The organism is Kineococcus xinjiangensis, from assembly GCF_002934625.1.
In the GTDB taxonomy this organism is placed as follows: Bacteria; Actinomycetota; Actinomycetes; order Actinomycetales; family Kineococcaceae; genus Kineococcus_A; species Kineococcus_A xinjiangensis.
On record NZ_PTJD01000001.1, the window covers coordinates 568,639 to 593,925 of the forward strand.

General features: G+C 73.6%; 21 protein-coding genes. 4 read left to right on the top strand and 17 right to left on the bottom strand.

Annotation, left to right across the window (positions count from 1 at the left end):
* Nucleotides 1–67 precede the first annotated feature (67 nt).
* From CLV92_RS02515 to dapE, 4 genes are read right to left on the bottom strand one after another with little or no spacing between them, the layout of a single operon-like run.
* Nucleotides 68–544 carry an SRPBCC family protein gene (locus tag CLV92_RS02515; protein WP_104431145.1) on the bottom strand — a complete coding sequence of 159 codons (477 nt, stop codon included), beginning with the start codon at nucleotides 542–544 and terminating at the stop codon, nucleotides 68–70.
* 7 nt (nucleotides 545–551) lie between these two features.
* Nucleotides 552–962, bottom strand: coding sequence for a DivIVA domain-containing protein (locus tag CLV92_RS02520; protein ID WP_104431146.1), 411 nt, complete (start codon nucleotides 960–962; stop codon nucleotides 552–554).
* Complete coding sequence (locus tag CLV92_RS02525; RefSeq protein ID WP_104431147.1) at nucleotides 959–1,570, bottom strand: LOG family protein; 612 nt, start codon at nucleotides 1,568–1,570, stop codon at nucleotides 959–961. The genes CLV92_RS02520 and CLV92_RS02525 overlap by 4 nt, the downstream gene beginning before the upstream one ends.
* Nucleotides 1,567–2,733 (bottom strand): succinyl-diaminopimelate desuccinylase, encoded by a 1,167-nt coding sequence (gene dapE / locus CLV92_RS02530; protein ID WP_245886341.1) that lies wholly within the window; start codon nucleotides 2,731–2,733, stop codon nucleotides 1,567–1,569. Before dapE ends, CLV92_RS02525 begins: the two co-directional genes overlap by 4 nt.
* 134 nt (nucleotides 2,734–2,867) lie before the next feature.
* Between dapE and dapD the strand changes: the two genes are divergently transcribed.
* Together dapD and CLV92_RS02540 are read left to right on the top strand one after the other, a co-directional pair.
* Entirely contained in the window at nucleotides 2,868–3,857 is a 990-nt protein-coding gene (gene dapD / locus CLV92_RS02535; RefSeq protein WP_245886343.1) for a 2,3,4,5-tetrahydropyridine-2,6-dicarboxylate N-succinyltransferase, read from the top strand.
* Nucleotides 3,858–3,867: 10 nt separating this feature from the next.
* Nucleotides 3,868–4,848, top strand: a complete 981-nt coding sequence (locus CLV92_RS02540; protein WP_211290787.1) for a VldE C-terminal domain-containing protein — start codon at nucleotides 3,868–3,870, stop codon at nucleotides 4,846–4,848.
* Between the two features lie 45 nt (nucleotides 4,849–4,893).
* On the opposite strand, the gene CLV92_RS02545 is transcribed toward CLV92_RS02540, so the two are convergent.
* The 3 genes from CLV92_RS02545 to fdxA form a co-directional block, all read right to left on the bottom strand.
* Nucleotides 4,894–6,183: a citrate synthase gene (locus tag CLV92_RS02545; RefSeq protein ID WP_104431149.1), complete on the bottom strand. Its 1,290-nt coding sequence runs from the start codon at nucleotides 6,181–6,183 to the stop codon at nucleotides 4,894–4,896.
* A gap of 78 nt (nucleotides 6,184–6,261) precedes the next feature.
* Nucleotides 6,262–7,359 carry a succinyldiaminopimelate transaminase gene (gene dapC / locus CLV92_RS02550; protein WP_245886367.1) on the bottom strand — a complete coding sequence of 366 codons (1,098 nt, stop codon included), beginning with the start codon at nucleotides 7,357–7,359 and terminating at the stop codon, nucleotides 6,262–6,264.
* A 53-nt stretch (nucleotides 7,360–7,412) separates the two neighbouring features.
* Entirely contained in the window at nucleotides 7,413–7,739 is a 327-nt protein-coding gene (gene fdxA, locus CLV92_RS02555) for a ferredoxin (protein WP_104431151.1), read from the bottom strand.
* Between the two features lie 273 nt (nucleotides 7,740–8,012).
* Here fdxA and CLV92_RS02560 point away from each other — a divergent pair, with 273 nt between their 5' ends.
* The gene (locus CLV92_RS02560) at nucleotides 8,013–9,026 is read left to right on the top strand and encodes a GNAT family N-acetyltransferase (RefSeq protein ID WP_211290788.1); all 1,014 of its coding nucleotides are present in this window, start codon (nucleotides 8,013–8,015) and stop codon (nucleotides 9,024–9,026) included.
* Between the two features lie 107 nt (nucleotides 9,027–9,133).
* Here CLV92_RS02560 and CLV92_RS22720 read toward each other — a convergent pair whose 3' ends face one another.
* From CLV92_RS22720 to CLV92_RS02610, 10 genes are all read right to left on the bottom strand, one after another.
* Nucleotides 9,134–11,131: an AAA family ATPase gene (locus CLV92_RS22720; RefSeq protein WP_104431152.1), complete on the bottom strand. Its 1,998-nt coding sequence runs from the start codon at nucleotides 11,129–11,131 to the stop codon at nucleotides 9,134–9,136.
* A gap of 234 nt (nucleotides 11,132–11,365) precedes the next feature.
* Nucleotides 11,366–12,286, bottom strand: coding sequence for an N-acetyl-1-D-myo-inositol-2-amino-2-deoxy-alpha-D-glucopyranoside deacetylase (gene mshB / locus CLV92_RS02570; RefSeq protein ID WP_104431316.1), 921 nt, complete (start codon nucleotides 12,284–12,286; stop codon nucleotides 11,366–11,368).
* A 246-nt stretch (nucleotides 12,287–12,532) separates the two neighbouring features.
* Nucleotides 12,533–14,440, bottom strand: coding sequence for a translational GTPase TypA (typA, locus tag CLV92_RS02575; RefSeq protein ID WP_104431153.1), 1,908 nt, complete (start codon nucleotides 14,438–14,440; stop codon nucleotides 12,533–12,535).
* A 40-nt stretch (nucleotides 14,441–14,480) separates the two neighbouring features.
* Nucleotides 14,481–14,999, bottom strand: coding sequence for a (deoxy)nucleoside triphosphate pyrophosphohydrolase (locus CLV92_RS02580; RefSeq protein WP_281256882.1), 519 nt, complete (start codon nucleotides 14,997–14,999; stop codon nucleotides 14,481–14,483).
* Nucleotides 14,996–15,625: a DUF305 domain-containing protein gene (locus CLV92_RS02585; protein ID WP_158257101.1), complete on the bottom strand. Its 630-nt coding sequence runs from the start codon at nucleotides 15,623–15,625 to the stop codon at nucleotides 14,996–14,998. The genes CLV92_RS02580 and CLV92_RS02585 overlap by 4 nt, the downstream gene beginning before the upstream one ends.
* Before the next feature lie 47 nt (nucleotides 15,626–15,672).
* Nucleotides 15,673–16,323 (bottom strand): thioredoxin-like domain-containing protein, encoded by a 651-nt coding sequence (locus tag CLV92_RS02590; protein WP_104431155.1) that lies wholly within the window; start codon nucleotides 16,321–16,323, stop codon nucleotides 15,673–15,675.
* Nucleotides 16,324–16,463: 140 nt separating this feature from the next.
* The gene (locus tag CLV92_RS02595; protein ID WP_104431156.1) at nucleotides 16,464–18,233 is read right to left on the bottom strand and encodes a dipeptide ABC transporter ATP-binding protein; all 1,770 of its coding nucleotides are present in this window, start codon (nucleotides 18,231–18,233) and stop codon (nucleotides 16,464–16,466) included.
* A complete protein-coding gene (locus tag CLV92_RS02600; RefSeq protein WP_104431157.1) occupies nucleotides 18,230–19,189 on the bottom strand; it encodes an ABC transporter permease in 960 nt (319 codons plus the stop codon). The genes CLV92_RS02595 and CLV92_RS02600 overlap by 4 nt, the downstream gene beginning before the upstream one ends.
* Entirely contained in the window at nucleotides 19,182–20,108 is a 927-nt protein-coding gene (locus tag CLV92_RS02605; RefSeq protein ID WP_104431158.1) for an ABC transporter permease, read from the bottom strand. The genes CLV92_RS02600 and CLV92_RS02605 overlap by 8 nt, the downstream gene beginning before the upstream one ends.
* 133 nt (nucleotides 20,109–20,241) lie before the next feature.
* Complete coding sequence (locus CLV92_RS02610) at nucleotides 20,242–21,876, bottom strand: ABC transporter substrate-binding protein (protein ID WP_104431318.1); 1,635 nt, start codon at nucleotides 21,874–21,876, stop codon at nucleotides 20,242–20,244.
* 723 nt (nucleotides 21,877–22,599) lie between these two features.
* Between CLV92_RS02610 and CLV92_RS22725 the strand changes: the two genes are divergently transcribed.
* Nucleotides 22,600–25,203 carry an OmpL47-type beta-barrel domain-containing protein gene (locus CLV92_RS22725; protein ID WP_146099382.1) on the top strand — a complete coding sequence of 868 codons (2,604 nt, stop codon included), beginning with the start codon at nucleotides 22,600–22,602 and terminating at the stop codon, nucleotides 25,201–25,203.
* The last annotated feature ends 84 nt before the right edge of the window (nucleotides 25,204–25,287 follow it).

The following is a 25,287-nucleotide window of genomic DNA, read 5'->3' on the forward strand; positions in this document are numbered from 1 at the left end:
GGCCGCCTGCGGGTGGCGCCCGGCCCGGCGGGGCCGCGGCAGCAGCCGCGCGCCGGGGCGCTGCAGCTCAGTGCCGCCCAGCCCCCACCTCCCGGGCCATGGCCGTCAGCACGCGCCGGAAGACGAACGCCGACGCCCACCGCATCGGCAGCCGCAGCAGGGCGGTGGCCGCGCGGGAGGGCAGGCTCACGATCTCCACCCACTCCACGGCGCTGGTCCCGCCGCCCACGTCCCGCACGACGAGCTGGGCGCCACCGCCCAGCACCCGCCCCCGCTTGACGATGTCGCAGCGCCCCGCTCGGCCCGGCGCGGGCGGCTCCCAGCGGACCACCTCCATCGGGTCCTCGAAGGCGAGCGGGCCCGGACCGGTGCGGCCGGAGAAGCGCTCCCCGACGCCGGCGACCGGCCCCGGCAGCCGCCGCACCCGGGTCAGCGGCACCCAGCGGCTGTGCGCCGGCCAGTCCGTCAGCCGCCCCCACACCTCACGCGCGGGCGCCTGCACCAGCACCCGGCACGTGGCGACTGCGGCGTCGGAGCTGGACACGACGTCCTCACTCCCCGCCGGAGCGCGGGCCGGACACCGGGTCGGACACCGGGTCGGGCCGGCTGGGCAGGGGGCGGGTCTCGCGCGCCGGGGCCCACGCACCGTGCTCACCGGCGTCGTCCCCCGCCGCGTCGCCCGGATCCTCCCGCCAGGCGGCGAGCTCCTCGTCGCGCTCGCGCAGCTCCTCGCGCAGCCGCGCCAGCACCGCGTCGACCTCATCCATCCGGTAGCCCCGCAGCCCCACGGAGAAGCGCACCGCGTCCACGTCCTCGGGGCGAACCTCCCCCTCCGGCAGACCGGTGTACGGGGAGGTGGACGTGGCCGGGCCCATGCCGCCGCCGATGCGACCGGTGGCGACGGCTGCCGCAGCGGCCGCCACCGCGAGCACGAGGAGGACGAGGACGAGGACGATCGTCATCTGCGGTCCCGCGGCCAGTCGCTGAACTTCCCCACCGCCTCCGAGGAGGGCAGCATGACCCGCTCCCGCGGCGCCTGCTCCAGGAAGTCGAGCGCCTCGTCCGGGTCCTCCGTCCAGCACACGACGTCCCACACCAGCGGGCGGGCGAACCCGCGCGCCACGAGGTCCTCCAGCCAGGTGCGCAGCCCCGCGTAGTGGCCGCCGGAGTCCAGAACCGCGAGCGGCTTCGTGTGCAGCCCGATGGTCCGGGCCACCCAGATCTCGAACAGCTCCTCCAGGGTCCCCAGCCCCCCGGGGAGCACGATGAAGGCGTCGGCCCGCTCGTCCATCTCCGCCTTGCGCTGGCGCATGTCGTCGGTGACGACCAGCTCGGAGATGCCTTCCGGGGGCTGCTCGACGTCGAGGAGCGCGCGCGGGATGACCCCGATGGTCCGTGCGCCCGCCGTGCGGGCGGCGGCCTCCGCGGCGCCCATGACGGACGTGCCACCGCCGCCGTACACGAAGTCGTGCCCCCGGCGGGCGATCGCCTCCCCCACCCTGCGGGCGAGGTCGATGTGCGTGGGGTCGATCGCTCCGCTCGCGCTGCCGTACAGGCAGATGGTGCTCAACGGACCTCCTCCGGGCCATCTGCTGCCGCATCGAGCAGCCAGGACGTGAGAACGCGCTCGCACTCGCGCAGGTGGGCGACGGGGCAGCGTTCGTCGTCGGCGTGGGCCAGCAGCGGGTCGCCGGGGCCGTAGTTGACCGCCGGGATCCCGAGGGCGGAGAAGCGGGCGACGTCCGTCCAGCCGTACTTCGGGCGCGGCTGCGCTCCGACGACCGCCAGGAACGCCGCGGCCGCGGGCAGGTCCAGGCCCGGGCGCGCCCCCTCGGCGACGTCGGTGACCTCCAGCTCGAACCCGTGCAGCACCTCCCGCACGTGCCGCTCGGCCTCCGCCGCGTCCCGCGCGGGCGCGAAGCGGTAGTTCACTTCGACGGTGCAGCGGTCCGGCACGACGTTGCCGGCGATGCCCCCGGTGATGGCGACGGCGTTGAGGCCCTCGCGGAAGACGAGGCCCTCGACCTCCACCTCCGCCGGCTCGTACGCGGCGAGCCTGCTCAGGATCGGCGCGGCGGCGTGGACGGCGTTGACCCCGCGCCAGGCGCGGGCGGTGTGCGCAGCGCGGCCGCGGGTGGTGACGTGCGCCCGCAGCGTGCCGTTGCAGCCCCCCTCGACGCCCGCGGCGGTGGGCTCCAGCAGGAGCGCGAAGTCCCCGCGAAGCCAGTCGGGGGCGTTGCGGGCGAGCCGACCGAGACCCGACTTCGCGGACTCGACCTCCTCGTGGTCGTAGAAGACGAACGTCAGGTCCCGCGTCGGCTCGTGCCCGGCGGCCAGGTGCGCGGCGGCGGCGCGCGCCACGGAGAGCTGGACGGCCACCCCGCCCTTCATGTCCACCGTGCCGCGCCCGAAGAGCACGTCCCCGTCCTCCGGGTGGGTCTCGCGGCGCACGGGCAGGTTCGGCGGCTCGGTCAGCGGGACGGTGTCGAGGTGACCGGCGAGCACGATCCGCTCGCTGCGCCCGAGGGCCGTGCGGGCCACGACGGCGTCGCCGTCGCGCAGGACCTCGTAGCAGCCGAGGCCGCGCAGGTGGGCCTCGACGGCGTCGGCGAGCGCGGCCTCGTTCCCGCTGACGGACTCGAGGTCGCAGATCTGGCGGGTCAGCTCGACCACGTCGGCTGCGGGGTCCAGCCGGGGGCCCGCCTCCGCGGGCGCGGGGCTCGTCGGCGTCACGGATGCACCCTAGCCGCGGTCCGGCCGACGGCCCCGGTGGGCGGTGGGCGGGGGACGCCGGGCGGGTGAGCGGGGGACGCCGCGGCCGGACGACGAACCTCACGGGTCCCCGCCACCGCCTAGGGTGGGGCGCCGTGAGCACGCACGCAGCAGCAGAGACCCCCGGCACGCAGGCGGAGGCCCGCCGCGCCTGGGGCCACGGCCTGGCCACCGTCACCGAGGGCGGCACCGTCCTCGACGTCTGGTACCCCACGCCCGCACTCGGGCCGTCCCCGCACACCGGCTCCTACGGCATCCCGGCCGAGCTGGCCGCCTGCGAGGGCCGCGACCCGCACCGGCACGTGCGCAGGGTCGTCGTGACGACGGAGATCGACCTCGACGCCCCGCCGGCGGACGCCGCCGACGCCTACCTGCGGCTGCACCTGCTCTCCCACCGCCTCGTCGCGCCCCACGGCCTCGACGTCAGCGGCGTGTTCGGCGTGCTGGCCAACGTGGTGTGGACCAACCACGGCCCCTGCGCAGTGGAGGGCTTCGAGCTGGTCCGCCTGGCCCTGCGCGCCAACGTCGGCCCCGTGCAGGTCTTCGGCATCGACAAGTTCCCGCGCATGACCGACTACGTGGTGCCCGCCGGCGTCCGCATCGCCGACGCCGACCGCGTCCGCCTCGGCGCCCACCTCGCTCCCGGCACCACCGTCATGCACGAGGGCTTCGTGAACTTCAACGCCGGCACGCTGGGCGCCTCCATGGTCGAGGGGCGCATCTCCGCGGGTGTGGTGGTCGGGGACGGCTCGGACGTCGGCGGCGGCGCCTCGATCATGGGCACCCTCTCGGGCGGCGGCAAGCAGGTCGTCTCCATCGGGCAGCGCACGCTGCTGGGGGCGAACTCCGGCATCGGCATCGCCCTGGGCGACGACTGCATCGTGGAGGCCGGCTGCTACGTCACGGCCGGCACGAAGGTCTCCCTCCTCGACGAGTCGGGGCAGCAGCAGCGGGTCGTCGCGGCGCGGGAGCTGTCGGGTGCCTCGGGGCTGCTCTTCCGCCGGCACTCGCAGACCGGGGCGGTGGAGGCGCTGCCCCGCAAGGGCGTGCACTTCGAGCTCAACGCGGCCCTGCACGCGAACTGACCCGCTGCACGTGCCCTCCCCCACCCCCCGGCGCCGCCGCACGCCTGCGTCCGCCCCCCGCCGCCCCGCCCGCCGCGACACGGCGGCCCGCCGGGCGGCCCGGCGGCGCCGGCGGGTGGTGGCCGGGGCGGCGGTGCTCGCGGTGACCGCCACCGCGGTGTGGATGCTGCGAGAGGAGGAGGTCCCGGTCCTGCTGCGGGAGCGCTGCATCGCGACGGTGGAGGGGCAGAGCACCGACTGGTCGCCCGAGCAGATGGGCAACGCCGCCACCATCGTCGGTCTCTCGGTGCGCCGGGAGCTGCCGGCGCGGGCGGCGACGATCGCGATCGCCACCGCGATCCAGGAGTCCACGCTGCGCAACCTCGACCACGGGGACCGCGACTCCCTGGGCCTGTTCCAGCAGCGCCCGTCGATGGACTGGGGCAGCCCGGAGCAGGTGCAGGACCCCGTGTACGCCACGAACGCCTTCTACGACGGCCTGGCGAAGGTCGACGGCTACCGGGACATGGCCGTCACCGACGCGGCGCAGGAGGTCCAGCGCAGCGCCTTCCCCCTCGCCTACGGCGACCACGAGCAGGAGGGCCGCATCCTGGCGTCGTCGCTGACGGGCCACTCCCCCGCCTCGCTGACGTGCCGGCTGCGGCCGGTCGACGACGTCGCGGTCGAGCTGCCCGGCGAGGGCGGGCTGACCCCCCGCGCGCAGCGGGTGGCCGACGAGCTCGCGGAGCAGGTCAGCGAGCGGGGCGTGCGACCGGTGGACGGCGCCCTCGGGCGCGCCTGGCAGTTCGAGGGCGGCGAGGGGGCCGAGGGCGAGCGGCTGGCGTGGGCGGTGGCTCACTGGGCGGTGGCCCGCGCCGACGCCCTCGACGTGGAGGAGGTCAGCGTCGGGAAGCTGCGCTGGCAGCGCTCCGAGCCGGACGCCGGCTGGGCACCGACGCAGTCGCCGCTGGGTCCGTCGACGGTGGACGTGCGCGTCGCCCACGGCGAGTGACCGCCGCGGGCGACGCGAGGAGGGGACGGGCCTGCCGGGGCAGGCTCAGCCGCGGTCGGGGACCGGGACGTAGTCGCGCTCGGGAACGCCCGTGTAGACCTGCCGGGGACGGCCGATCTTGGTCTGCGGGTCCTCCATCATCTCCCGCCACTGCGCGATCCAGCCGGGCAGGCGGCCCAGCGCGAACAGCACGGTGAACATCTTCGTGGGGAACCCCATCGCCTTGTAGATGAGGCCCGTGTAGAAGTCGACGTTCGGGTAGAGCTTGCGGGAGATGAAGTACTCGTCGTTGAGGGCGATCTCCTCCAGCCGCATGGCGATGTCGAGGAGCTCGTCGCGCTTGCCGAGCTTCTGCAGGATCTCGTCGGCGGTCTTCTTGATGATCGCGGCGCGGGGGTCGTAGTTCTTGTACACCCGGTGGCCGAAGCCCATCAGGCGCACGCCCTTCTCCTTGTTCTTCACCCGCGTCATGAACGTGTCGACGTCGTCGTCGCTCTTGCGGATGTCACCCAGCATCTCCAGCACGGCGCTGTTCGCACCGCCGTGCAGGGGCCCGGAGAGGGCGTGGATGCCGGCGGAGACGGAGGCGAAGAGGTTCGCCTGACCGGAGCCGACGAGCCGGACCGTGGAGGTGGAGCAGTTCTGCTCGTGGTCGGCGTGCAGGATGAAGAGCTGGTCCAGCGCCTTCACCATCACCGGGTCGACCTCGTAGTCCTCCGCCGGCAGCCCGAAGGACAGCCGCAGGAAGTTCTCCACGAGCCCGAGCCGGTTGTCCGGGTAGAGCAGCGGCTGCCCGATGCTCTTCTTGTGCGCGTAGGCCGCGATGGTCGGCAGCTTCGCGAGGAGGCGGATGGTGGACAGCTCCACCTGCGTCTCGTCGAAGGGCGAGAGGCTGTCCTGGTAGAAGGTCGACAGCGCACTGACCGCCGAGGACAGCACCGGCATCGGGTGTGCGTCGCGGGGGAAGCCGTCGAAGAAGCGCTTGAGGTCCTCGTGGAGCAGCGTGTGCCGCTGCACCCGCGAGGTGAACGCCGTGAGCTGGTCGGCAGTGGGCAGCTCACCGTAGATGAGCAGGTAGCTGACCTCCAGGAAGCTCGAGTGCTCCGCGAGCTGCTCGATGGGGTAGCCGCGGTAGCGCAGCACTCCCGCCTCGCCGTCGATGTAGGTGATGGCGGAGGTCGTGGAGGCGGTGTTGGTGAAGCCGGGGTCGAGCGTCACCATCCCGGTCTCCTTCATCAGGGAGGAGACCTCGATGCCGGGCTGGCCCGCGGCCGCGGGAACGACCGGCAGGTCGACCTCGCCACCCGGGTGCTTGAGGGTTACGGAGTCCGCCATGTCGCCGACCGTACCCGCCACCGCGGACGGCCGCCCAACCGGAGTGACGGGTCTCTCAGCGGATGATCGCGGGCGTCCTCACCAGCGTGCTGCCGCTGCGGCCACCCGCTCGTCCGTCGCGGTGAGGGCCATCCGCACGTGGCGGGCGCCGGCCGGACCGTAGAAGGAGCCCGGCGCCACCAGCACGCCACGCTCGGCGAACCAGGCCACCGATTCGGCGCTGGCCTCGTCGCGCGTGGCCCACAGGTACAGCCCCGCCGCGGAGTCGTCGATGCGGAAGCCGGCGCGCCCGAGGGCCTCCAGCAGCACCGCGCGGCGGCTGCGGTAGCGCTCCCGCTGGGCGCTGACGTGGGCGTCGTCGGCCAGGGCGGCCGTCAGCGCGGCCTGCACCGGCGCGGGCACGATCATGCCGGCGTGCTTGCGGACCTGCAGCAGCTCCCGCACCAGGACCGGATCCCCGGCCGCGAAGGCGGCGCGGTAGCCGGCGAGGTTGGACTGCTTGGACAGGGAGTACACGGCCAGGAGGCCGTCGAGGTCCCCCCCGCTCACCCGGGGGTCCAGCACGGACGGCACAGGGGACGGCTCCGCAGCGCCGGCCCAGCTCAGCTCGGCGTAGCACTCGTCACTGGCGACGACGGCGCCGTGCGAGCGCGCGGCGGTGACGAGCGCGGCCATCTCGGCCACGTCGAGCACCCGGCCGGTGGGGTTGGACGGGGAGTTCAGCCACAGCAGCCGCACCGGGCCCTCGGCCGCAGCCCGCTCCAGGTCGTCGACGGAGTCCACGACCACCGGTCGGGCACCGGCCAGGCGGGCGCCGACGTCGTAGGTGGGGTAGGCGATGCGGGGGTGCGCCACCAGGTCGCCCGGGCCGAGGCCGAGCAGGGTCGGCAGCCAGGCGACGAGCTCCTTGGAGCCCACGGTCGGCAGGACGCCGTCGGGGTCCAGGCCCGGCACGCCGCGCCGGCGCGCGAACCACGCCGCGACGGCGGTGCGCAGCTCCGGGGTGCCCCAGGTCTGGGGGTAGCCGGGAGCGTCCGACGCTGCGCGCAGGGCCTCGGCCACCACCTCGGGGGTGGGGTCGACGGGGGTGCCCACGGACAGGTCGACGATGCCGCCGGGGTGCGCCCGGGCCGTGGCGGCGGCGGTCGCGAGGGAGTCCCAGGGGAAGTCGGGCAGCGACCGGCCGGGACGGGTGCGGACACCCGCCGGCCGGTCGCCCGCGGTCGTGCTCAGCTGCCCTCACCCTGCGGCGGCAGGGACTGGACGAGGGGGTGGTCGTCCTCGATGAGGCCCATCTTCGCCGCGCCGCCCGGGGAGCCGATCTTGTCGAAGAACTCGACGTTGGCGGCGGTGAAGGGCGTCCACTCCTCGGGGACGTCGTCCTCGTAGTAGATGGCCTCCACCGGGCAGACCGGCTCGCAGGCGCCGCAGTCGACGCACTCGTCGGGCTGGATGTACAGGGCGCGCTTGCCCTCGTAGATGCAGTCGACGGGGCACTCCTCGATGCAGGCCTTGTCCTTCACGTCCACGCAGGGCTGGGCGATGACGTAGGTCACGGGTCTCCTCCTCCTCCGCGGCCGCCTCGGGACGGCCGGGCGGCGCGGCTGGGACGGTGCAGTGCGGTGGCTGCGCGTCGACGGTGCTCTCGGGTCCTGCTGCGCTCCGCACCGGGTGCGGCGCGCCTGCCTAGTATCGCGGACGCCGGGGCGTGCGACCGCTCAGGGCGGGTCGTTCAGCCTCACGGGCGAGCAGAGCCCGTGTGGACGGGGCGCGAGCGGGGCGGAACGGGCCGGGGAACCGGCGGGGAAGGGCACGGGAGGAGCACGGCGATGGGCACTGCGGGCGGGGCGCGCCACGAGGTGCGCGAGGAGGAGCTGCGCCCGGGTGCCCGCGTGGTGGTGCGCCACCTCCTAAACGACGGCTCCGCCTCCGACGCGCTCGGGGAGCTCCTCGCGGCGGACGCGCAGACGCTGGTGGTCGCCACCCGCCGCGGCACCGTGCGCGTCGCCCGCTCCGCGGTGCTCGCCGCCAAGGCCGTCCCCCCGCCGCCGCAGCGCCCGGAGCGCCCGCACCGGGCGGTGGGCGTCGCGGACCTGGAGCGGGTCATGGCGGCGCACTGGCGGGCGGCGCAGGAGGAACCCCTCGGGGACTGGCTGCTGCGCGCCGCGGGCGGCTTCACCAGCCGGGCGAACTCCTGCCTCGCACTCGGCTCCCCGGGCGTCGACCTGCCCGCGGCGCTGGCGGGGGTGCGGGCGTTCTACGCCGCGCGCGGACTGCCCGCGGTCGTGGCGGTTCCGCACGAGGTGGACTCCCCCGACGCCCCGCACGACGGCCCCGCCGGTGAGCTGGACGCCGCCCTCGCCGGGGCGGGCTGGGGGCTGCGCACGCCGACGCTGGTGCTGACCGCTGCCACCCGCCGTCTGCCCCGCCCGCATCCGGCGCCGCCGGGGCTGGCGCTGGAGCTCTCGCCCACCCCGGACGAGGGGTGGCTGGGCGCCTACCGCTACCGCGGCACCCCCCTGCCGGCGGCCGGCCGTGCGCTGCTGGAGTCCGCGCAGGCGCAGGTGTTCGTCTCCGTGCGGCGGGGGGCGGAGGTGGTCGCCCTCGCGCGGGGGTCCCTCTCCCCCGGCTGGGTGGGGCTGACGGCGGTGGAGGTGTCCGAGGAGCACCGCCGCCGCGGCCTGGGGCGGCTGCTGCTGGCCGCCGTCGCCGGGTGGGGCCTGGAGCGCGGGGCCGCCTCGACCTACCTGCAGGTGGCGCAGGACAACGCGGCGGCCCGGGCCCTGTACGCCTCTGCGGGCTTCACCGTGCACCACGGGTACCGCTACCGCGTCGCCCCCTGACCCCGCCACCCCGCCCGCACGGAAAGGACCCCTTCCGTGGTCCAGAGGCGGGCTCTGACCACGGAAGGGGTCCTTTCCGGCAGGTGCGGGGTGGGAGGTGGGGCGCCTCAGTCCGGCCGGCGCACCGGTGCGGGATCGCGCAGGTCGAGGACGCGGTGCCGCGGCCCCTCGGGCGAGCGCTCCGCTCGGCCGGCCTCGGCGGCGGCCTGCGCCGCTTCGAGCACGTCCGTGATCTCGTGCCCGATCAGCTCGTGCCGCTCCAGCAGCGCGTCCCGCAGGGCCTCCACGAGGTGGCGGTTGCGCTGCAGCAGCTCCTGCACGGCTCCCTTCTGCTCGTCCAGCAGCGCCTCGACCATCCGGCGCCCCTCGCCGTCGCCCAGCACGCGGGAGACGAGGTTGCCGTCGGAGAAGGCGGAGCCCTGCACCGCGGCGAAGGAGACGAGGGTGCCCGCCATGCCGGCGGCGCCCACCATCTGCGCGGCGGTGGACGTGGCGTGGACGAGGTCGCCGCTGGGGCCGGTGGAGACGTCGCCGAAGAAGATCTCCTCCGCGACCTGCCCGCCGAAGGCGATGCGGATCATGGCGCGCAGCTCGCTGCGCGAGCGGGTGTAGACGTCCTCGGCGTCACCGTGGGCGAGCAGACCGAGGGCGTTGGCCCGCTTGATGATCGTGAGCACCTCCAGCCGCCGCTGCGGCGCCTCCAGCCAGGCCACGACGGCGTGCCCCGCCTCGTGGGTGGCGATGAGGCGCTCCTCGTGGTCGGTGTAGCCGACCGGCTGGCCGAGGCCGACCTCCGTCACGAGGCGGGCGTGCTCGACGTCGGCCCACGACATGCCCGGCGCCTTCCGGCGCACGGCGTTGACCAGCGCCTCGTCGAGCAGGTTCTCGATCATGACGGGGCTGTAGCCGTTGGTGATGCCGGCGAGAGCGTCGCGGCGCTCGGTGCAGTCGAGCTGCTCCTCGTGGGACTTCCGCTCCAGGAAGTGGTCGACGAGCTCGCGGCGCGCGGCCTTGTCGGGCAGCCCGAAGGTCAGGCGCCGGTCGAAGCGGCCCGGGCGCAGCAGGGCCGGGTCCAGGGCGTCGGCCCGGTTGGTGGCGGCGATGATGAGGATCTCCCCGCCCTCGCTGCGGGGGCGCCGCAGCTGCCGGTGGGCCGGCAGGAAGGCGTTGAGGGCGTCGACCACCTTGCCCCACAGCTTCTCCGCGCCGGTGGGCTCGTCGAAGGACTGCATCTGGACGAGCAGCTCGTTGACGACGCCGCCGACGCCCTCGGAGCTGGCGAGGCGCTCCACCTGCAGCGCGGGGGCGGCGGGAGCGGTGACGGTGCCGGGCAGCCCGGTGAGCCCGCCGCAGCAGACGATCTGCCCGCTGAAGCCCTCCTGGGCCAGCGGCGCGGCGGAGGACAGGCCCCCGCGGGCCATCGCGATGGCGTCGATCTCCTCGATGAAGCCGATGGCGCCGCCCTCCTTGCGGGCGGTCCGGCGCAGGGCGCGGAAGTAGGCGCGGATCTTGCGGGAGGTCGCGCCGTACCACATGGACTGGAAGGAGGTGGCGGAGACGAACAGGAACGGAACGCCTGCCTCGTTCGCCATCGCCTTGGCCATGTGGGTCTTGCCCGTGCCGGGCGGCCCCTCGAAGAGGAGGCCGCGGCGGGGCCGGCCGCCCATGTCCCGGCGGAAGGTCCGGGCGGCGAGGAAGAGGTCGAGACTGCGCGCGACGTCCTCCTTCACCGGCCCGAGGCCCTTGACGTCGTCCATCGTGACGTCGATCTGGTCCGGGCGGTACATCACGTGCGGGGAGCGGCCGGAGAGCACCGTCTGCCCGAGCATCATCACGATCAGCAGGGCGAAGAAGACCCCGACGATGACGTACATGGGGTCCACGGCCGGCATCTGCGGCAGCAGGCCGCGCCCGCTCGCCAGGCGCCAGACGACCACGGCGGCGAGCGCGGCGAGGACGGCGGCGAGCTTGGCCACGCGCCGGCGGCGCTGCGCCTCGCGGGCCCGGCCGACGTCCGCGCCGTCGCGGCGCGAGGGCCGCGGCAGGCGAGCGGCCTCGCCCGGAGGGGCGAAGGGGTGGGTGTCGCTGGCCGGGGTGCGGCGCACGGGGGCTCCTCTCTCGGGGGCCCGCGCGGAGGGCACCGCGGCGGCCCGCCACCACCCTGTCCGCCCACCGGGGCCGCGGCACGACGGCACGGCACCGGGACGGCAGATCGGGTGACGGACTTCACCCGGGTGGCCCAGTCGTCGCGCTCAGCGACCGCCGGGGCCCGCGGGGACCGGCGCACACCTCGTCCGGGTGCACCCGGATGCCGCAACGGTGCACCGTGCGTGAGCGGGTCAGGACGCGGCGACGCCTGCGAAGAGGTCGGTCTCGCGGCCGTCCCCGTCGAACGGCCCTGCGGGCACGCCCCGGGCGAGGACGTAGTGCTCCACCGCGACCAGGGGGTGCGCCACGCCGTTGCTGAGCCGGAAGAGCGCCCCGCGCTCGTCGACCTCGACGACGACCTGGGTGGCGTGCGCGCGCAGGGCGGCCACCTTGGCGTCGAGCTGCTCGCGGGCGTCGACGACGGTCGTGACCCGCTCGTCGGGCACCACCATGCTGGGCATCGGCCCGTCGGGGTCGACGACGTCCTCCACGCCCGCCTCGCGCAGGGCGCGCAGCCGGGACCGCAGCTCGTCCTCGGGCCAGACGCTCCAGTAGAGCTTCGCGACCTCCCAGGGGGCCGCCCCGGCGCTCGCGGCCAGCTCGACGGCGCGGTGGGTGACCTCGTGCACGCGGACGTGGTCGGGGTGGCCGTACCCGCCGCCGGGCTCGTAGGTGACGACGACCTGGGGGCGGACCTCGCGCACCACCTGCGCGAGCCGCTCCGCGACCTCCTCGGGGTCCGCGGCGACCAGGGAGCGGGGGTCGACGTCGTCGCCGGCGGCGGCCCGCCCGGGGGCGGCCCACACCATGCCGGAGTCGCGGTAAGCGGCGTCGGCACCGCCGAGCAGGCGGTGGTCGCGCACCCCGAGGGCCTCCATGGCGGTGGCGAGCTCCTGCACCCGGTGCTCGCCGAGCACGTCGTCGCGGTCGGCGGCGAGGTGGGCGAGATGGGGCGGGATGACCTCGCCGAGCTCCCCGCGGGTGCAGGTCAGGAGGGTGACGGAGGCGCCGGCCGCGGCGTAGCGGGCCATGGTGGCCCCGTTGCCGATGGACTCGTCGTCGGGGTGGGCGTGCACGAAGAGGACCCGGCGCGGGGCGTCGAGGTGCTCCATGGCGGCCTGCTCGGCGGGCGCGAGGTCGCGGGCGGCCTCGTCGACGACGTCCGCGGCCATCTCCAGCACGCCGGTCTCGTCGGCGCGGCCGGCGCCCCCCGCTGCTTCTTCCGGCGTCTGCGGCGTCACGGTCATGCGGGACATCCTGCCCGTCCGCCGGGCGGCGACGACAGCGAGCCCGCGGTCCGGCGGTGGTGCGCCGGTGCCCGCGGGCTCGCCGTGGGGGCGTCCGCCCCGGTCAGGCCGTCAGCTGCGCTTGGCGCGGGCCGTCGCGCGGGCCCGGGTGGTCTGGTCGAGCTCGACCTTGCGGATGCGCACGGCCTCCGGGGTGACCTCGACGCACTCGTCCTCGCGGCAGAACTCCAGCGCCTGCTCCAGGGACAGCTTGCGCGGGGGCACGAGCCGCTCCAGCTCGTCGCCGGTGGAGGAGCGCATGTTGGTGAGCTTCTTCTCCTTGGTGATGTTGACGTCCATGTCGTCGGCGCGGGAGTTCTCCCCGACGATCATGCCCTCGTACACCTCGGTGGTGGGCTCGACGAACATCTGCCCGCGCTCCTGCAGGTTCGTCATGGCGAAGGACGTCGCCGCGCCGGCGCGGTCGGCCACCAGGGAGCCGGAGGCGCGGGTGCGCAGCTCGCCGACCCAGGGGCCGTAGTGGTCGAAGACGTGGTGGGCGATGCCGGTGCCGCGGGTCTCCGTGAGGAACTCCGTGCGGAAGCCGATGAGGCCGCGGGAGGGCACGACGAACTCCATGCGCACCCAGCCGGTGCCGTGGTTGGACATGCTCTCCATGCGGCCCTTGCGCACGGCGAGCAGCTGGGTGATGGCGCCGAGGTACTCCTCGGGGGAGTCGATGGTGAGGCGCTCGAACGGCTCCTGCACCTTGCCGTTCTCGTCGCGCTTCGTCACGACCTGCGGCTTGCCGACGGTGAGCTCGTAGCCCTCGCGGCGCATCTGCTCGACGAGGATCGCCAGGGCCAGCTCGCCGCGGCCCTGCACCTCCCACGCGTCGGGGCGCTCGGTGGGCAGGACGCGGACGGACACGTTGCCGACGAGCTCGCGCTCGAGGCGGTCGAGCACCTGCCTGGCGGTGACCTTCGCGCCCTTGACGCGCCCGGCCATCGGGGAGGTGTTGGTGCCGATCGTCATGGAGATCGCGGGCTCGTCGACCGTGATCAGCGGGAGGGGGCGGGGGTCCTCGGCGTCGGCGAGCGTCTCGCCGATGGTGATCTCGGGGATGCCGGCGACGGCGACGATGTCACCGGGGCCGGCGGACTCCCCCGGCACCCGCTGCAGGGCCTCGGTCACGAGCAGCTCGGTGATCTTGACGCGGTCGATGGTGCCGTCCTGCTTGCACCAGGCGACCTGCTGGCCCTTGACGAGGCGGCCGTTGTGGACGCGGCACAGCGCGAGGCGCCCGAGGAACGGGGACGCGTCGAGGTTGGTGACGTGCGCCTGCAGCGGCATCTCCGGGTCGTAGTGCGGCGCGGGCACGGCCTCGAGGATGGTCTGGAAGAGGGGCACGAGGTCCTCGGAGTCCGGCAGGCCGCCGTCGGCGGGGCGGTTGCGCGAGGCCCGCCCGTTCTTCGCCGAGGCGTAGATCACCGGCACGTCGAGGAGCGACTCGGGGTCGAGGCCCGCGGCGTCGTCGGCGACGTCGAGGAGCAGGTCGTAGGTCTCGTTGACGACGGCCTCGATGCGGGCGTCGGGTCGGTCGACCTTGTTGACGACGACGACGACGGGCAGCCCGGCCTGCAGTGCCTTGCGCAGCACGAACCGGGTCTGGGGCAGGGGCCCCTCGCTGGCGTCGACGAGGAGGACGACCCCGTCCACCATCGACAGGCCGCGCTCCACCTCGCCGCCGAAGTCGGCGTGGCCGGGGGTGTCGATGATGTTGATGGTCATGCCGCCCTCGGGCGCGCCCGGGCCGGCGTAGCGGACGGCGGTGTTCTTCGCGAGGATCGTGATGCCCTTCTCGCGCTCGAGGTCACCGGAGTCCATCACCCGGTCGGCGACGTCGGCGTTGGCGCGGAAGGCTCCGGACTGCCAGAGCATGGCGTCGACGAGGGTGGTCTTGCCGTGGTCGACGTGGGCGACGATGGCGACGTTGCGCAGGTCCTCGCGGACCGCGGTGGCGGGGGCGGCAGTGGTCACGGTGACCCATCCTCCCACTCGCGGGCGGTTCGTCGCGCCGTCAGCGCGCAGCGAGCAGCGCGCGCACCACCGGAAGGTCTCCGGCGAGCCAGTCCACGGACTCCCAGGCGTCCGCCCCGAGCCAGCGCAGCTCGTCGTGGTCCTCCAGCGGACGGGGGTCGCCGTCCACGAGCCGGGCCCACCAGACGCGCATGACGAGCGTGGGCGCGAGCGGCCAGCCGGCGGGGTCGGCGGCGGGCAGCTCCGCGCCGAGCTGCACGCGGACGCCGAGCTCCTCGCGCAGCTCCCGGTGCAGGGCCTGCTCGGGCGACTCCCCCGGCTCGGCCTTGCCGCCGGGCAGCTCCCAGCGCCCGGCGAGGGCTGCCGGGCGGCTGCGACGGGCGGCCAGCAGCCTGCGGGGGGCGCCGAGGTCGTCGACGACGGCCGCGGCCACGACGAGGCGCCGCACCTGCAGCTCCGGTCCGGCCTGGGGCGCGGGGGGCGCCTGCCGCGCGACCTGCACGCCCAGCCCCTGCACGCTCAGCCCCGCCACGCCCGAGGGGCGGGCGAGGGCGCTCACGAGCCCTCCAGGGGCAGCGGCTCACCGCCGCGCTCGCGCAGCAGGTCCTCCAGCACCTTCGACTCCTGCCGCTGCCCGGCGGCGATCGCGCCGGCCAGGTTCCGCACCTGCTCGGTGGTGGCGCGGTCGCGGGCGGTCTCGGCCATCTCCAGCCCCCCCTCGTGGTGGCGCAGCATGAGCTGGAGGAACCGCAGCTGGAGGGCGCGGCCGTCCAGCTCCTGCAGCTCGGCCAGCTCCGCGGGCGTGGCCATCCCCGGCATGGTCGCCGAACCCGCCGCGGCCCGCCCCTCGTGGCCGTGACCGGTTCCCCCGTCCGGGTGCATCCACCGCATGGCCTGCCCGGGAGCGGCCAGCGAGCGACCCCAGGAGATGAGCATCGACTGCATGCGCCCGACCTGGTTCTGCTGGGTGAGCAGGATGTCGAGGGCCAGGGTGTCCACCTCCGCCTCGTCCTCGACGTCCCCGTCGAGGCGCTGCACGGCCGTGGTGGCCATGCCCACCGCCTGGGCGTGGTGGGTGGACATGTCGCGGGCGAAGCCCACGTCGACGGAGGACTCCTCCGGCGCGCTGGGCAGCGCCCTGCCGGCCAGCACGCCGACCAGCAGCGCCAGGACGGCGGCGGCCACCGTGAGGACCGTCGTGCGCTGCGACCGGCGGCCACCCGCCGACGGCATCACGACGTGGGCGTCCCGGTGCCACCGGTGCACGGGGCCCCGGGCTCGGGGGTCTGCGGTCCCTGCTGGAACTTCTTCAGGAACTCGTCGAGGCGCTTGTCGCTCGCGCCCTCCAGCTCGAGCTGGTTGTTCCAGGCCGTGGCCACGACGGGCGCGGGGAGGTCCTCGCGGGGGGCGAGGAGGACGTACTGCTGGTTGGCCACGAGGGTCTTCAGCTCGCTGACCTGCTGCTCCGCCAGGTCGGGGCGGTAGGTGATCCAGACGGCGCCGTGCTCCATGCTGTGCACAGCGTTCTCGTCGCGGACGGGCTCGTCGTAGATGCCGCAGTTCTGCCACACGAAGTCGTGCTCGCCGCCCGCGGGCGGGTTCTCCGTGTAGGCGACGTCTTCCTCGGTGTGCGCGCCGGCCTCGTACGTGAAGGTCTTCACGGCGTCCAGGCTCGGCGGGCGGTGGCTGGCGATGACGCCCGCCACGATCGCGATCACGGCGACGGCGGCGACCGCGATGCCGCCGACGACGAGCAGGCGGCTGCGGCGCTCCTTGCCGCGCTGCTCCCGCTGCATCTTCGCGACGCGCTCGGCGCGCAGGACCCGTGCCGCCTCGCTGTCGCGGTGCGCTGCCTGCTCCGGCCCGTCCGTGGTTCCCGCCATGACCCGCCGTTCCTCCTGGATGCCGTCGTCCGTGTGCCCGGCGGTTGACCGCCGCCTCAAGCGTCGCACGTCCCTCCCGCGCGCCGCCCCCGCCCCCGCCCCGGACGCGTCGGGGGCGGGGGCCGGGCACGGCAGCGCGGTCAGGCCCCCAGCGCGATGCTCCCGCCGGGGATCGCGTCGAGGAGCTGGCGGGTGTACGCCTGCCTCGGGTTCGCGAAGACCTCGTCCGTGGTGGCCGCCTCGACGAGCCTGCCCTTCTGCATGACGCAGACGTCGTCGGCGATCTGGCGCACCACACCCAGGTCGTGGGTGATGAACAGGTACGACAGGCCGAGCTGCGCCTGCAGGTCGTTGAGGAGGGTGAGGATCTGCGCCTGCACCAGCACGTCGAGGGCGGAGACCGCCTCGTCGCAGACCAGCACCTCGGGCTGCAGCGCGAGGGCCCGCGCGATGGCGACGCGCTGGCGCTGCCCGCCGGAGAGCTCGTTGGGGAAGCGGCGCATCGTGGAGGTCGGGAGGGAGACCTTGTCCAGCAGGTCGCGCACCCGGGCCTCGCGGGACTTGGCGTCGCCGACCTTGTGCACCCGCAGCGGCTCCTCGATGGAGCGGTAGATGCTGTAGGTCGGGTCGAGCGAGCCGTAGGGGTTCTGGAAGATCGGCTGGACGCGGCGGCGGAAGTCGAACCGCTGCCGCTTGTCGAGCTTCGTCAGGTCGACCCCGTCGAACAGCACCCGGCCGGAGGTGATGGGCAGCAGGTTGAGCACCATCTGGGCGACGGTGGACTTGCCCGAGCCGGACTCCCCCACGATCGCCATGGTGGTGCCGCGGCGGACGCTGAAGCTGACGTCGTCGACGGCCTTGAGCTGCTCCCCGCGCACGCCGGAGCCGCGGAGGGTGAACACCTTGGTGAGGTTCTCCACGCGGATGACGTCGTGGCCGGTGTCCGCGACGGGTGCGTGGACCCCGTCGGCGGCCTCGACCCGCGCGTGGGCCTCCTCGGCGGCCCGCTCGGCGCGCTCGAGGACCTCGCTGCGCACGGCGGAGGTGATGCGCCGCGACGACAGCGACGGCGCGGCCTGCACGAGGCGCTTGGTGTAGGGGTGCTGCGGGTCCTGCAGCACCTCCAGCGCCGGGCCGGACTCGGCGACGCGGCCCTTGTACATCACCACGATGTGCTCGGCGCGCTCCGCGGCGAGGCCGAGGTCGTGGGTGATGAGCAGGACGGCGGTGCCCAGTTCCCTCGTCAGCCCGTCGAGGTGGTCGAGGATCTGCCGCTGCACCGTCACGTCGAGCGCAGAGGTCGGCTCGTCGGCGATCAGCAGGCGCGGGCGGGCGGCCAGGCCGATGGCGATGAGGGTGCGCTGGCGCATGCCGCCGGAGAACTCGTGCGGGTACTGCTTGGTGCGCCGCTCGGCGTCGGCGAGACCCGCCTCCTCCAGCAGCTCCGCAGCGCGGCGCTTCGCGGCCGCCCCGGAGGCGACGCCGTTGGCGATGAGCGCCTCGCGGACCTGGTAGCCGATGGTCCAGACCGGGTTGAGGTTGGACATGGGGTCCTGCGGGACGAGCCCGATGGACTTGCCGCGCAGCGCCATCATCTCGCGCTGGCCGGCGCGGGCGATGTCCTTGCCCTCGAAGAGGATCTGCCCGCTCGTGACGCGGCCCGTCCCGGGCAGCAGGCCCATGACCGCCATGGCGGAGGTGGACTTGCCGGATCCGGACTCGCCGACGACGGCGACGGTCTGCCCCGGGTAGACGGTGAGGCTCGCGCCCTGCACGGCGGGCACGTCGCGGCCGTTGGAGCGGAAGGTCACGTGCAGGTCGCGGACGTCCAGCAGCGGCTGGGTGTCGTCGCGGTCGGTGCGCTGCACCCAGCCGGGACGGTCGGATCCGGCGGGGACGGCGTGGCTCATCGCTTCCGGCCCTTCGGGTCGAGGGCGTCGCGCACCGCGTCGCCGAGCATGATGAAGCTGAGGACGGTCAGGGACAGCGCCGCGGCCGGGTAGAGCAGCACCTGGGGGGCGACGCGGAGCTGGTTCTGCGCGGCGCTGATGTCGCCGCCCCAGGACACGATGCTCGGGTGCAGGCCGATGCCGAGGAACGACAGGGTGGCCTCGGTGGCGATGTAGATGCCGAGCGACACCGTGGCGATGACGATGACCGGGCTGAGCGCGTTCGGGATGGCGTGGCGCAGCATCGTGGACATCGACGAGGACCCCAGCGCGCGGGAGGCGGTGATGAACTCCGCCTGCCTCACCTCGAGGACGGCGCCGCGCATGATGCGGGCCACCTGGGGCCAGCCGAACACGGTGAGCACCATGGCGACGGTCAGGGAGGTGCGGCCCTCCGAGACCTGCATCAGGACGATCGCGCCGAGGATCAGCGGGATGGCGAAGAAGATGTCGGCCACGCGCGAGAGCAGGGAGTCGAGGCGCCCCCCGAAGAAGCCGGCCAGCGCGCCGACGGTGCCGCCGATGAGGACCGTGCCCAGCGTGGCCAGGACCCCCACGAGCACCGAGGGCCGGGCACCGTAGATGACGCGCGCGTAGATGTCGCAGCCCAGCTGGGTGAAGCCCAGGGGGTGCCCCGCCCGGGGGCCCTGCATGGTGTTCGCCAGGTCGCAGTCGCGGGGACCCTGGTCGGTGAAGAGCCCCGGCGCGACCGCCACGGTGATGACGAGCAGGATGAGCGCAGAGGAGATCAGGAACAGCGGCCGGGTGCGCAGCTGGCGCCAGGCGTCGCCCCAGAGGCTCGCCGGCGGGGCCGTCTCGTCGAGGGAGTCGGTCGCCTGCAGCGGCGTCTCGTCCGGCGGTGCGACGTAGCGCTCCTGACCCCGGCGCGGGGTCTTCGACTGCAGCGGCTCAGGCATAGCGGATCCTCGGGTCCAGGACGGCGTAGAGCAGGTCGACGAGCAGGCTCGCGAGCAGGTAGACCATCACCAGCACCGTCACGAACGAGACGACCGTCGTGCCCTGACCGCGGATGACCGCCTGGTAGAGCGTGCCGCCGACGCCGTTCACGTTGAAGATGCCCTCCGTGACGATGGCCCCGGCCATCAGGGCGCCCAGGTCGGTGCCCAGGAACGTCACGACGGGGATGAGCGAGTTGCGCAGCACGTGCACGCTGACGACACGGGGACGCGAGAGCCCCTTCGCGGTGGCCGTGCGGACGTGGTCGGCGCTGAGGTTGTCGGCGACGGAGTTGCGCGTCAGCCGCAGGACGTACGCGAAGGACGTGGCTCCCAGCACGATGCCCGGCAGCAGCAACTGCCGCCAGCTCTCCTCCTGGCCCACCGTCGCGGGCAGCAGTTCCAGCTTCAGGCCGATGACGAACTGCGCGACGAACCCGATCACGAAGATCGGGATGGCGATGACGATGAGGCTGACGATGAGGACCGTGGCGTCGAAGAACCCGCCGCGGCGCAGGCCGGCGATGAGGCCGAAGCCGATGCCGAAGACGGCCTCGACCGCGAGGGCGATCAGCGCGAGGCGGATCGTCACGGGGAAGGCGTTGGCCATCAGCTCGACGACCGGCCGGCCGGTGAAGGCCGTGCCGAAGTCCAGGGTGAGGATGCCCTTGACGTAGAGCAGGTACTGGACGATGAAGGGCTTGTCGAGGTTGTACTCGGCCCGGATCTGCTCCAGCACACCGGGGGGCGGCGGGCGCTCCCCGAACAGCGCCCTGATCGGGTCACCGGGCAGCAGGAACACCATCGCGTAGATCAAGAGCGTGGCACCGAAGAACACGGGCACCATCTGCAGCAGACGGCGTCCGACGTACCAAACCATCACTCGCCTCCTCGGGGACGATCGCATCGTCGCGAGCGCCCGCGCGGAGACTACCTTCCCGCCGGGCGCACCTCATGCAGGTACGGGGTGGCGGCACCTGTGTGCCGCCACCCCGTACCGGGCCTTCAGCGGGTCACTTCTTCTCGATCTGGTCGTAGATCGGGACGCTGTCCCAGCCGAAGTCCACGTTCGCCACGTTCTCGCTGTAACCACCGGAGACGTTCTGGTACCACAGCGGGACGTGCGGCAGGTCCTTGAAGAGGATCTCCTGCGCTTCCTTGAGGATCGCCTGCTGCTCGTCCTGGTCCTCGGTGGCGGCGGCCTTGGCGATGAGGGCGTCGAACTCCGGGTTGGAGTAGTCGCCGTCGTTGCCGCTGGCCCCGGTGACGTGGATGTCGGCGAGGAAGTTCATCGCGCTCGGGTAGTCCGCCTGCCAGCCGGAGCGGAACGCGCCGCCGACGTTGCGGGCGGTGCGGTCGTCGAGGAACTGGCTGAACGTCGGGTACGGCTTCGCCTCGGCCTGGATGCCCAGGGTCTGGCGCAGGCTGTTGGTCACCGCGTCCACCCACGCCTGGTGCGGGCCGTCGGAGTTGTAGGCGAGCAGGAAGCTGCCGTCCCAGGGCGAGATGGCATCGGCCTGCGCCCACAGCTCCTTGGCCTTCTCCGGGTCGTAGTCGAGGACGTCGTTGCCGGGGATGTCGGGGCTGTAGCCGGGCACCACCGGGGACGTGAAGTCCTTGGCCGGGGTGCGGGTGCCCTGGAAGATCGCCTCGGTGATCTTCTCCCGGTCGATCGTGTGGGAGATGGCCGCGCGACGCAGGCGGCCCTCCTCGCCCGAGAAGTGCGGCAGGTTCTCGGGGATCGTGAAGTCCTGGAAGATCGCGGCCGGCTTGTTGACCGCCCGCTCACCGAGGTCCGCCTCGAAGGTGGTCAGGGCGCCGTCCGGGATCTGGTCCAGGACGTCGAGCTGGCCCTGCTGCAGCTCCGTGTACGCCGCGTCGAGGGAGGCGTAGAAGATGAAGCTCAGGCCGTCGTTCTTCGCCTCGCGGGGGCCCTCGTAGGTCTCGTTGGCGACGAGGTCGATGCGCTGGTCGTGCTTCCAGGCGCCCTCCCCGGCCAGCTTGTACGGGCCGTTGCCGATCGGGTTCTCCCCGAACGCCTCCATGTCCTCGAAGGCGGCCTCGGGCAGCGGGTAGAAGGCCGAGTAGCCGAGCCGCAGCGGGAAGTCGGCGGCCTGCTGGGACAGCGTGATCGTGAAGGTCTGGTCGTCGATGACCTTCAGGCCCGACAGCTCCTTGACGGTCGAGTCCTCCGCGGAGACCTCGTCGTAGCCCTCGATCAGCGCGAAGTAGTAGCTCGACTTGTGGGCGTTGGGCCCGTAGGCGCCGTAGTTCCACGCGTCCACGAAGGAGCTCGCGGTGACGGGGCTGCCGTCGGAGAACTTCGCGCCCTCCTTGAGCTTGACCGTGAAGGTCTTCGAGTCCTCGGTCTCGATCGACTCCGCCAGGTCGTTGACAGGGGTGCCGTCGGCCTTGTAGTAGACCAGCCCCGAGAAGATGGAGTTGATGATCCGGGCGCCGCCGACCTCGTTGGTGTTGGTCGGGATCAGCGGGTTCTCGGGCTCGGAGCCGTTCGCGGTGACGATCGCGGTACCGCCGCTCTCGTCCCCGCTGCCCGCGTCGTCTCCCCCGCCCCCGTCACCGCCGCTGCAGGCGGTGAGCGCCAGGGTGGTGGCGGCGGCGAGCGCGAGGCCCCGGACGCCGCGCATCGAGGCGCGACGGGTCGGGGTCGCGCCCTCGTCGGACGTGGCGGACATGGCCTCGGCCACGGCCTTCCTGAAGATGCTCACGACACAACTCCTCTTCGCTGAGGACGGCCCACGGGTACCCACCCGCGTCCGGACCGCCTGTTGCAGGATGTTTTCCTTCGGCGATCGCGGAGGACGCTAACACCTCCGTCGCCGATGACGAACGCAACGGGGTCCATCCTGCAACGACGGCGCGTCGGAGGGGACCACCGGGGCCCGGTTGACGTGAACGGTAACCGGACCGTGATCGAGTCGTTGCGCGGGGCACGGCCGGCGGAGCGCGCCGGGCCCCGGCCCGGGCGGCCGGGCGATCCGCGCGGCGACGAGCTCGCCGGAGGTGCGCACGCCGGCGTCCACGAGCAGGGAGCCGGCGAGGAAGATCATCACCGGTGTGGCGGGCAGGATCCGGCTCGGCCAGGCGGCCGCGGCGGCGCGCCGCAGGACGACGCACCCGGGCGCCGCGGTGGGCGGGGGTCCGGGTGCGGGTCGCTGCCAGGCGTGGCGCCCGGGCACCGGCGAGCGGGGCCCGCCCGGAGAGGCCCGGGGCGCTGTGGGGCCGGTCGGATCGCTTCGTGACCGACCTCGCGGCCCCCGGGCCGGCGGGCGCCGGCGTTTACATAGTTGAACGCTGCATCCCCCGTCCTAGTCATGTGCCCACGCGGCTCCGCTCCGTAACTTCGGGGCGTGCCAGGCGACGGACGCACGGCGATGGAGGATCTGATGTTCGAGAAGCCCGCCAGCAGCGAGCAGACGCTGACCGCGACGACCCGCACCCCGCGCCGCCGCCGGGTGCTGAGCGCGGCGACCGCCCTCAGCCTCTCCGTGCCCACCGCGCTGCTCCTGGCCGGACCGGCGGAGGCGGCGGTGATCAGCAGCGCCACCTACACGGGCGGCGGGGCCCTGGTCGGCGGCACCTACTACGCGCAGAGCGGTAAGACGCTGACCCTCTCGGCCACCACCACCGGCGACACGAGGTGCATCACCGCCGGCAACGGGTTCTCGACGTCTCGGGGCGTCCAGCACGCGTGGACCGTGACGTCGCTCTCGGCCGCGAAGGGCACCCCGGACGGCCCGCAGTCGCAGACCGTCCTGGCCGGCGACGACTTCAACACCGACAACAAGTCGGGCGCAGTGACGGGCTGCAAGACCAAGACGACCAACAAGACCGTCACCTACGTCCTGGACGACACCGCCCCTGCCCTGACGGGGGCCCCGAAGGGCGGATCGAAGGCCTGGTACAACGACGACGTCGTCATCGAGTGGACGGCCACGGACGCCGGCTCGGGCCTGTTCGCCAGCCCCGAGGACAGCGTCATCGACGGCGAGGGCAGGGGCCTGAGCGCCCGCAGGACCGTCCAGGACGAGGTGGGCAACTCGACGACCGCCCCCTACGAGGGGGTGAACATCGACCGGCACGCCCCGGTGACGACGGCCACCGCTCCCACCTCGACGGACTGGAACAACGTCGACCAGACGATCCTGCTCACTGGCAGGGACCCCCTCTCGGGTGTCGCGTCCACCGAGTACCGCATCAACGGCGGCGCCTGGACCAGGGGGAACGAGGTGGCGTTCCGCGAAGACGGCGTCCACACGCTCACCTTCCGCAGCACCGACCACGCCGGCAACGTCGAGGCGGACCAGAAGGCCACCGTGAAGATCGACAAGACGAGGCCGACGATCAACCACAGCCAGTCGCCCTCGGCGAACGGCAACGGCTGGAACAAGGGCCCGGTGACCGTCACGTTCGACTGCGCGGACCTCGGCGGCTCCGGCATCGCCAGTTGCGGCGTCGGATCGACGGCCGTCAACCCCGTCACGGTGGAACGGGACGGAAAGCAGCAGATCGTCCGCGGCGTCGCGGTGGACAGGGCCGGCAACGACGTCGAGGACGCCGCGAGCGTCAGCATCGACACCGTCGAGCCCACGATCACCACCACCGGGGTCCCGCAGGGCTGGGTCAACGAGGACGTGACGATCAGCTTCACGTACACGGACGACCTGTCCGGCATCGCCTCCAACGACGCGGCGACGACGACGTTCGGCGAAGGCGCGAACCAGGGCATCACCGTCTCCGCCACCGACGCCGCGGGCAACAGCCGGTCCGAGACCGTGACGGGCGTCAATGTGGACAAGACCGCCCCGTCCACCACGTCCGACGCGCCGGAGGGCTGGCAGAACGGGCCCGTGACGGTGAACCTCACCGCGAAGGACCAGGCCGGCCTGTCCGGGGTCGCCTCCACCGAGTACAGCACCGACGGCGGTGCCACCTGGACGACCGGCGCTCAGGTGGAGTTCACCGCCGACGGACGCTACGCACTGTCCTTCCGCAGCACCGACCGGGCCGGCAACGTGGAGCAGGCCGAGAGCGTGACGGTGCTGATCGACACCACCGCCCCGGCCGTCACCGCAGACGAGCCGACCGCTCAGCCGACCGGCACCAACGGCTGGTACACCTCCCCCGTCGCCAGCACCTTCACCGCCACGGACGACGGCTCGGGCCTGGTGGACGCCGGCCAGGCCTCCTTCACGGCCTCCACCGGCACCGCCGAGGGCGAGGGTGTGACGGCGGCCTCGGGCGCTGTCTCCGACGTCGCAGGCAACACCAACCCCGGCGTGCAGAGCAAGGCCTTCAAGATCGACCTCACGGCTCCCTCAGCGCCCACGTTCTCGGGCATCGCCGCCAAGGAGTACACCGCCGCGTCCCTGCCCGCACAGAGCTCCGTCGGCTGCACCGCGACGGACGCGGTCTCGGGTCTCGCCGGCTGCACCGTGACCGGCTACGGGACGAGCGTCGGGACCCACACCCTGACCGCCACCGCGACCGACAGGGCCGGTCGCGAGAGCACCAGCACCCTGACCTACACCGTGGCGCAGGACACCTGGAAGCTGACCGGTTTCCTCGCCCCGATCGGTGAGGCCAACTCGTTCGTCCGCGCCCCTGCCGAGTCCGCTCCCGTCGCCGGCAGCTCCACCGTGTGGAACACCGCGAAGGGCGGCTCGACCATCCCGCTGAAGTTCAAGGCGAACCACAACGGCACCGACAGCACCTCGACCGGCGACGTGAAGTCCTTCGGTTCGGTGAAGCTCCCCTCCTGCACGGGCACCACCACCGACGCCGTCGAGGAGCTGGCGACGGCCGGCAGCTCGAGCCTGCGCTACGACGCGGCGGCCGGTCACTTCATCCAGAACTGGAAGACCCCCACCGTCACCGGCGACACCTGCTACCGGGTGACGGTCACCACGCAGGACGGCTCCTCGATCCACACCTTCGTCCGGCTGCGCAAGTAGCACCGCACCGCAGGCAGGAGGGGCCCCCGCTCATCGAGCGGGGGCCCCTCGCGTTGCCCGCGGTGGCGGCCCGCCGTGTCGGGC

Coding starts and splice junctions, on each gene's coding strand:
- CLV92_RS02520 (WP_104431146.1), bottom strand. CDS start 962: ATGACGATCGTCCTCGTCCTCGTCCTCCTCGTGCTCGCGGTGGCGGCC.
- CLV92_RS02545 (WP_104431149.1), bottom strand. CDS start 6,183: ATGGCGGACTCCGTAACCCTCAAGCACCCGGGTGGCGAGGTCGACCTG.
- CLV92_RS02560 (WP_211290788.1), top strand. CDS start 8,013: ATGGGCACTGCGGGCGGGGCGCGCCACGAGGTGCGCGAGGAGGAGCTG.
- mshB (WP_104431316.1), bottom strand. CDS start 12,286: ATGGAGCACCTCGACGCCCCGCGCCGGGTCCTCTTCGTGCACGCCCAC.
- CLV92_RS02590 (WP_104431155.1), bottom strand. CDS start 16,323: ATGGCGGGAACCACGGACGGGCCGGAGCAGGCAGCGCACCGCGACAGC.
- CLV92_RS02595 (WP_104431156.1), bottom strand. CDS start 18,233: ATGAGCCACGCCGTCCCCGCCGGATCCGACCGTCCCGGCTGGGTGCAG.
- CLV92_RS02600 (WP_104431157.1), bottom strand. CDS start 19,189: ATGCCTGAGCCGCTGCAGTCGAAGACCCCGCGCCGGGGTCAGGAGCGC.
- CLV92_RS02605 (WP_104431158.1), bottom strand. CDS start 20,108: ATGGTTTGGTACGTCGGACGCCGTCTGCTGCAGATGGTGCCCGTGTTC.
- CLV92_RS02610 (WP_104431318.1), bottom strand. CDS start 21,876: ATGCGCGGCGTCCGGGGCCTCGCGCTCGCCGCCGCCACCACCCTGGCG.